This is a genomic window from Synechococcus sp. WC101, assembly GCF_047461555.1.
Taxonomy (GTDB): domain Bacteria; phylum Cyanobacteriota; class Cyanobacteriia; order Thermostichales; family Thermostichaceae; genus Thermostichus.
Genome location: NZ_JANSHG010000131.1, coordinates 1 through 7,042, shown reverse-complemented (window position 1 = coordinate 7,042; position 7,042 = coordinate 1). Strand labels below are relative to the sequence as shown.

The window sequence follows — 7,042 nt, the reverse complement described above, 5'->3', positions numbered from 1 at the left end:
AAGTAAGACTCTCCTTTGCCAAGGCAGGCCATGACCGGAGAACGACTGAGCTTGCGGACGAAGCTGGCCTATGGGGTGGGGGATCTGGGCACGGGCATGACGGCCAATATCCTCATCTTTTTCCTGCTGCCCTTTCTCACCAATACCGTCGGCATGGCGGCAGGCTTGGCCGGCAGCATCTACGCCATCACCCGCTTTTGGGATGCCGTCAACGATCCCATCATCGGCATCCTCAGCGACCGCACCCGCAGCCGTTGGGGCCGTCGCCGCCCCTGGCTGCTGTTTTCGGCCATCCCCTTTGGCCTGACTTTTGCAGCTCAGTGGTGGATCCCTTTTCCCGGTCAGATGGGCCCCCTTTTCGCCTACTACCTGGCGGTGTCCCTGCTGTTCAACACCTTTTATTCTGCCGCCAACATCCCCTACGCCTCCCTGACGGCGGAGCTAACCCAGGATTACGACGAGCGCACCCGGCTCAACCAATTTCGCTTTGCCTTCTCGGTGGGGGGCAGCATGGTTGCCGTGGTTACCTTTCCGCTGCTGTTTAACCTGCTGCCGGATCGGGCTGCCGGCCATCTGCTGGCGGGGGCTTGTTTTGGGGCCATCTCGGCTGTGCCCCTGCTGCTCTGCTTTTGGGGAGTACGAGAACGTTTTCAATCCCAACGGGATCCGCTGCCTCTGCTGCAGCAACTGCGGGTGGCCTTCAGCAATCGCCCCTACCTGTTTGTCAGCGGCATCTACCTGTGTTCTTGGCTGGCCTTTCAGTTCACAGCCACGATCATCCCCTATTTCATCGTCTTCTGGATGGGCCTGCCCGAGGTGTGGATTTCTCTGGTGGTGTTGGCGGTTCAGAGTGTTGCCGTGCTGACCCTGTTTGCCTGGACATGCCTGAGCGCTCGGCTGGGCAAGCGCGCCATGTACCTGATCGGGGCGGGGTTTTGGCTCATCTCGCAGGCGGGCCTATTTTTCCTGCAGGCCGGCCAGGAGCGGCTCATGATTGCACTAGCCCTGTTGGCAGGGATCGGGGTTTCCGCCACAGTGTATCTTGGCCCTTGGTCAATGCTGCCGGATGTCATCGACCTGGACGAGCTGCACACTGGGGAGCGGCGGGAAGGGATCTTCTATGCCTTGATGGTGTTCCTGCAAAAAGTAGGCCTGGGGCTGGGGCTGTTTTTCCTGGGGCAAGTTCTAGATTGGGCTGGCTTTATCCCTTCGGTAGCTGGAGAGCCTCTTCCTTCCCAGCCCGAATCAGCCTTGCTGGCCATCCGCCTCGCCATCGGCCCCCTGCCGGCAGTGGCTTTAATCGGTGGGATCCTGCTGGTGTGGCTGTACCCCATCACCCGGCAGCGCCACCGGCAGATCCTAAGGGAATTGGAGGCAAGACGAGCGGGAGCTGCTCCTGAGGGATCCCCTTAGACAGGGGGCCGCTTCCCGTCTGTCAGTTGAGGATGATGCGCAAGCCACTGCCGGAGGGCTGCACCGGCTCGGAGTTGGGCAGAATCCGCAGGCCGCTGCCGGAAGGCTGGATCACAGGGTTGTCAGTATTGACGAAGAAGGTGTTGGAGCGGCCATCCCGCTCGTAGACCACCACGTCGTTGGGGTTGAACTGGGAGCGGCAGATGATGGGAGAGTTGTCGGCAGCGGTGGCGGCGCTGCAGCGGTAGCCAGGGGCAGAGACCACTTGGCCCTCTGCATCGAGGGAAAAAGGAACTCCCCCAGGCGGGATCGGAGCCAAGAGCGGCTGGTCGGGGTTGAGGATGACCGAGCCACCGGTGCTGGGTTCGACCAGGATCCCGCGCCCGTCGATGACGATCCGCTGGGCTTGTGCAGGGACGACCGCCCCCAAGAGCAGAGCCAGGCTCAGGCTGAGTTGGAGGGGAATAGACAGCTTCATCGGATATCTCCTTTGGCCCAGGGCCATCCCACTTTTTGGGATCCATCGGCCATCCCCGATGGGATCCTGACTTGATCTTGGCCCAGGCAGAGGGAGCACCCCAGGGCGGAAGCCGTCACCTCGGTTGCCAGGATGGGCACTTTGGCCTCGGCTCGACTACCCCAGCCCCAAGCGGCCCAGCGCCAGCCCCACCACCAGCATGCCCAACACCAGAAAAGGCTGAGCGCTGGCCTGGTATTTGACGTCGTTGTTGAGGGGATCCCGCAGCAGGTACATGTCTTGGAAGGTGATCTGCGGGATAATCAGCAGCACCAAAATTGCGGCGTAGAGCTTTAGGCCAGCTCCCAGCAAAAACGAGGCCATGCCGAACTGAAACAGGTCGATCATCAGCGCCGCGATCCAGGCCGCCCCCATCGCCCCAAACATCACCGGCAAGGAGGCGAGGCCAAATTGTCTATCCCCCTCCATGCTTTTGAAATCGTTGACCACGGCGATCCCCAGGCCGGCCAAGCTGTAGATCAGGGTCAGAATGCAGATTGTCCAGTTCAGCTCGCCAAAGAGGGCATGTCCCGTCCACCAGGGCAGGGCGATGTAGCTGGCCCCCAGGGCGTAGTTCCCCAGCCAGCCGTTGCGCTTTAGTTTCAGGGGCGGCGCCGAGTAGATGTAGGCAATTAGGGCTCCCGCCAGGGCAATGCAGGTGATCACCGGAAAGTCGTGGCCGGTGTACCAATCCAAGGCATAGGCCAACGCCAGCCCCAGGATCAGCAGCACCCAGATTTGGATGACCACCCGCCGCAGGGAGATGGCCCCGGAAGGGATGGGGCGATAGGGCTCGTTGATGGCGTCGATGTCGCGGTCGTAGTATTCGTTCAGGGTCTGGGTGTAGCCCGTCATCAAGGGGCCGGCCAGGATCATGCCCACCAAGATGAGGGCCACGTTTTCCCAAGTCCAGGTGAAGTGGCCGGAGGAGGCCGCTCCCGGAATCAGGCCCCACACCAGCGGGATCCAGGTCACGGGCTTCATCAGTTGCAGGTGGACTTGCCAAACGGAGCGAGACTCCACCTCTGCCCCTTTCATGCCCAAGAGTTGGCGGACACGCCGGGCGGCGGATCCCTTGTCGGCTTCAGGAGCCGGGGCGGTTTCTGCGCCAGGACCCACAGCAGGGGCCATTTCGTCTGCCGTCGGCGCCCAAGATGGCTCTTGAGAGGTGCTTTCGCTCATGGTGGGGTGCGCAATCAAACTTCAACAACGGGGATACCCACCCCCATTCTGAGGCATCTTCCCACATTCCTCAAAACTTTCCTCTACACAATCTGCGCTGCCACGAATAGGGAGTGGTGCTGGGCCGGGATCCGCTCTTTCTCGGCTGCCGGGATCACCAGGGGGGGCTGTCGGGTATAGTTGACGGGATCCCGGAACCAAGGTCGGCTGTAAGTGTTGTAGAGGAGGGGCCGGGGAGCAGCAGAACGATTGGCCCGGCCCAGGTGAATTAAGCGGTAGTCGAACAGCAGGCAGGATCCCTTGGCCAGCGGCGGATCGACAAAGGGCATCTGCCGGGCCAGCTCGGTGTAGTGGGCCTCGAAAACAGCGTGGCTGCCAGGCCAGAGGCGGGTCATGCCGTTCTCTTCGTTGACCTCCACCAGCGGGATAAGCAAATTCAGGGCATAGCAGGGGACGATGGCATCTAGAATTGCGTCGCCGAAGAGGTGGGAGAGATCCCGGTGAACCTGTTGGTCGGCGGATCCCGGCAGAGAAACTACCACCCCCAGCCCGCTCAGGATCAGGCTTGATCCCAAGATTCGCTGCAAGATAGGCAGGATTAAGGGATGGGCATAGAGCAGGGGATCGTTAAAGGGCCCCTCCAGGCACACCGTCACCATCACTCGTCGATTGCCCACCAACAGGGCGTCGGGGTGGTTTTCGTGGGTGCAGTAGCGGCTGTAGGTGGTCAGAAAGCTACTGTGTAGCTTGTCGATGAGCGCCGTGGGGAAGATCTCCGGCAGCACCAGGTAGCCCTCGGTGGAAAACAGGTGAAACGCCTGCTCTACGGTCTCTGGATCCGGCTGCCGGCGCTCCCGCTCGGCATGGCTAAAGTGCACCTGGGCTAACACGAGCCTTTACTCCTTCTGCAAGCTGGCCACTGCCATGAGCATGCCCCGCGCTTTGTTCAGGCATTCTTGGTACTCCCGCTCCGGATCCGAGTCGGCCACGATGCCCGCCCCGGCTTGGATGCTCACCTGGTCCCCCTGAACCAGCAGGGTGCGGATGGTGATGGCGGTGTTCAGTTGGCCGGCAAAGTCGTAGTAGCCATAGGCGCCGGCGTAGGGGCCGCGGCGACACCCTTCCAGCTCGTGGATAATCTGCATGGCGCGGATCTTGGGAGCGCCAGTAACCGTGCCGGCAGGAAAGGTGGCCCGCAGCAGATCCCAGGCGCTGTAGCGGGGATCCAACTGCCCCACCACATTGCTGACGATGTGCATCACGTGGCTGTAGCGCTCGATCTGCATCAGGTCGTCCACCTGCACGGATCCCAGGCGGCAGACCCGCCCCAGGTCGTTGCGGGCCAAGTCCACCAGCATCACATGCTCTGCCCGCTCCTTGGGATCCGCCAACAGCTCCTGCTCCAACTGGCGGTCTTGGGCGGGGGTGGCGCCGCGGGGGCGGGTGCCGGCGATGGGACGCACGGTGGCGATGCGCTCTTCCCCTATCCGAGTGAGCTTGACCATCACTTCTGGGCTGGAGCCGACAAGGCAGAGATCGCCAAACTGGAAAAACGCCATGTAGGGGGAGGGGTTAATCAGCCGCAGGGAGCGGTAGAGCCGGAAAGGATCTCCAGCAAAAGGGGTGGCGAAGCGCTGCGAGAGCACCACCTGAAAGATCTCGCCAGCCCGGATGTAGGCTTTGGCCTGCTCCACCGCCTGGCAGTAGGCGGCGCGGCTGAGGGTGCTGGGGGGAATGGCATCGGGCAGTTGCGGCTTCCAGTCGAGGCTGAGGTGGGCAAGAGAAAGGGGGGCGCTGAGCTGTTGCACCAACTGTTCCACCCGCCGGCAGGCTTGGGCGTAGGCCTCCTCCGCCGGCTGCTGGCGTGTGTCGGCAAAGGCCACCACCCAGATCTTGCGCTTGACCTGGTCGAAGATCAGGATGCTGTCCACCTGCATGAGGATAGCGTCGGGGGGATCCCCCGGCTGCAGGGGGTGAATGGGCACCTTGGGCTCGATCCAGCGAATCAGCTCATAGCCCCAGTAGCCAAAGAGCCCGCCGATGCTGCTGGGCAACTCCGGCAGGTGCACCGGCTCATAGGGCTGCAGGCAGCGGGCCAAAACGGCAAAGGGATCCCCTTGGTGCTGCTCTCGATGCCCATCGCGGTGGATCTGCAAGGCCTGATCCCCGCGCACCTGCAAAACCCACAAAGGGTCGCAGCCGAGGAAGCTGTAGCGGGCCACCTGTTCCCCTCCCTCCACCGATTCCAGCAGAAAGTTGTAGGGCCGCCCGGCACAGACCCGGTACCAGGCAGAGACAGGCGTTTCCAAGTCCGCCACCCATTCTTGGTAGACCGGGATGAAATTGCCCTGTTGGCTGAGGGCGAGGAACTCCTTCAGAGAAGGGGAGATCATGGCCTGCACCTTCGCTTGCCCCTCTGACTTTACCTTAAGGGGGGAGCTCCAACAGCACCGCCACCGATTAAGCTGAGGGGGGCCTTTCTCTGAGCAACCTTGCCATGCACACCCCATCGCAGATCCTTCGCGAGCGCCTGCGCTTTCAAGGCCACAAGTACACCTTTGTCAGCCAGCGCTTGCGCTTTCCCAACGGCACCGAAGGGGAGCGGGAGTACCTCCTCCACCCCGGCGGCGTGGTGGCCGTGCCGGTCACTGCCGAAGGCAAGTTCGTCTGCATTCGCCAATATCGCTTTGCCGTCGCCGCCTACCTCTACGAGTTTCCCGCCGGTACCGTCGAGCCAGGGGAACATCCTGATGAAACCATTCGCCGCGAGCTGGAAGAAGAAACCGGCCTGCGCGCCCACCGCTGGGATCCCCTCGGCCAATTTTATCTGTGCCCCGGCTATTCCAGCGAGATCATGTACGCCTACCTGGCGCGGGATCTGGAAGTGCTGGATGCTCCACCGGCCAAGGATGAAGATGAAGACATTGCGGTGGTGGAGCTTTCGCCTGCCGAACTGACAGAAATGGCCCGTTTTGGCCTGGATTTCGACAGCAAATCCATCACCTGCTTTTGGCGGGCCCAGTTGTTTTTGGCAGCGGAAAATGCGGCCTTTGCGAGCAGGAACAAGCCCTAGGCATGGCCATCCTGCGCCTTGCCCAGCCCCCCTCTCCCCCTGGGAGAAGGGAGCGGGGGATCCCTGCCGCCAACAGGCTTAACCTCTACAGCAAAGTGGCGGCATAGTGGGCAGCCCCTATCAAGCCCACCTGGGCGTTCACCACCACCTGCACTGACAGTTGCTCCAGCAGAGTGCGCATCCGTCCCTTATCCAAAAAGGAGGGCAAAAACTCTCCCTCCCGCAACAGGCGCAGGAGCTTGGGCGCGATCCCGCCGGCGATGAACAGGCCCCCACGGGGCAGCAGGTGCAGGGCAAAATTGCCGACAGCGGCCCCATACAAGCTGGTAAACAGCCGCAAACACTCCACCGCCAAGGGATCCCGTCCCTCCAGGGCGGCATTGGCAATTTGGGCGGCTGGGTCGACGGGGCTGGCTCCCCTTTCCCAGGCGGCAATTTGGGCCAGCAACTGCTCCTCTCCCTGGCCCCAGCGGCTATCCCGCAGAAATTGATAGATGGCCACGATCCCCTGCCCCGAGACCACCCGCTCGGTGGAGACGCGCCCATGTCGTTGTTGCAGATACCGCAGCAGCTCCCATTCCAAAGGGGTCCGTGGAGAAAAATCCACATGCCCCCCCTCGCTGGCATGAACCTGGTAGCCGCCTTCTCCCCAGGTGAGGTAGGCCTGCCCCAGCCCTGTGCCCGCCCCGATGACGCCGATGGGCGCCTGGGGCTGCCGCTCTCCTGTCTGCAGCGTTTCCAGATCCTGATCTCGCAGGGCCAGCACCCCATAGCCTACGGCGCTGAAGTCGTTGATCAACGCTAGGCGGGGGATCCCCAGCTCCGCCGCCAACTGGCTTGAGTGCAGGCTCCAGGGC

General features: G+C 62.3%; 7 protein-coding genes. 2 read left to right on the top strand and 5 right to left on the bottom strand.

The window, feature by feature from the left end:
• Positions 1 to 30: 30 nt before the first annotated feature.
• The gene (locus NW809_RS09480; protein WP_414402006.1) at positions 31 to 1,413 is read left to right on the top strand and encodes an MFS transporter; all 1,383 of its coding nucleotides are present in this window, start codon (positions 31 to 33) and stop codon (positions 1,411 to 1,413) included.
• Positions 1,414 to 1,435: 22 nt separating this feature from the next.
• Here NW809_RS09480 and NW809_RS09475 read toward each other — a convergent pair whose 3' ends face one another.
• The 4 genes from NW809_RS09475 to trpE form a co-directional block, all read right to left on the bottom strand.
• Positions 1,436 to 1,891, bottom strand: coding sequence for a hypothetical protein (locus NW809_RS09475; RefSeq protein ID WP_011430954.1), 456 nt, complete (start codon positions 1,889 to 1,891; stop codon positions 1,436 to 1,438).
• Positions 1,892 to 2,047: 156 nt separating this feature from the next.
• Positions 2,048 to 3,112 (bottom strand): chlorophyll synthase ChlG, encoded by a 1,065-nt coding sequence (gene chlG / locus NW809_RS09470; RefSeq protein WP_071813560.1) that lies wholly within the window; start codon positions 3,110 to 3,112, stop codon positions 2,048 to 2,050.
• 83 nt (positions 3,113 to 3,195) lie between these two features.
• Positions 3,196 to 4,002: a phytanoyl-CoA dioxygenase family protein gene (locus tag NW809_RS09465; RefSeq protein WP_414402005.1), complete on the bottom strand. Its 807-nt coding sequence runs from the start codon at positions 4,000 to 4,002 to the stop codon at positions 3,196 to 3,198.
• A 6-nt stretch (positions 4,003 to 4,008) separates the two neighbouring features.
• Positions 4,009 to 5,505: an anthranilate synthase component I gene (gene trpE, locus NW809_RS09460; RefSeq protein ID WP_414402004.1), complete on the bottom strand. Its 1,497-nt coding sequence runs from the start codon at positions 5,503 to 5,505 to the stop codon at positions 4,009 to 4,011.
• Between the two features lie 104 nt (positions 5,506 to 5,609).
• On the opposite strand from trpE, the gene NW809_RS09455 reads away from it, so the two are divergent.
• A complete protein-coding gene (locus tag NW809_RS09455) occupies positions 5,610 to 6,185 on the top strand; it encodes an NUDIX hydrolase (protein ID WP_011430949.1) in 576 nt (191 codons plus the stop codon).
• Positions 6,186 to 6,270: 85 nt separating this feature from the next.
• On the opposite strand, the gene NW809_RS09450 is transcribed toward NW809_RS09455, so the two are convergent.
• The coding region (locus tag NW809_RS09450; protein ID WP_414402003.1) for a glucokinase at positions 6,271 to 7,042 on the bottom strand (772 nt) is incomplete at its 5' end.

Coding starts and splice junctions, on each gene's coding strand:
- NW809_RS09455 (WP_011430949.1), top strand. CDS start 5,610: ATGCACACCCCATCGCAGATCCTTCGCGAGCGCCTGCGCTTTCAAGGC.
- NW809_RS09475 (WP_011430954.1), bottom strand. CDS start 1,891: ATGAAGCTGTCTATTCCCCTCCAACTCAGCCTGAGCCTGGCTCTGCTC.
- chlG (WP_071813560.1), bottom strand. CDS start 3,112: ATGAGCGAAAGCACCTCTCAAGAGCCATCTTGGGCGCCGACGGCAGAC.
- trpE (WP_414402004.1), bottom strand. CDS start 5,505: ATGATCTCCCCTTCTCTGAAGGAGTTCCTCGCCCTCAGCCAACAGGGC.
- NW809_RS09480 (WP_414402006.1), top strand. CDS start 31: ATGACCGGAGAACGACTGAGCTTGCGGACGAAGCTGGCCTATGGGGTG.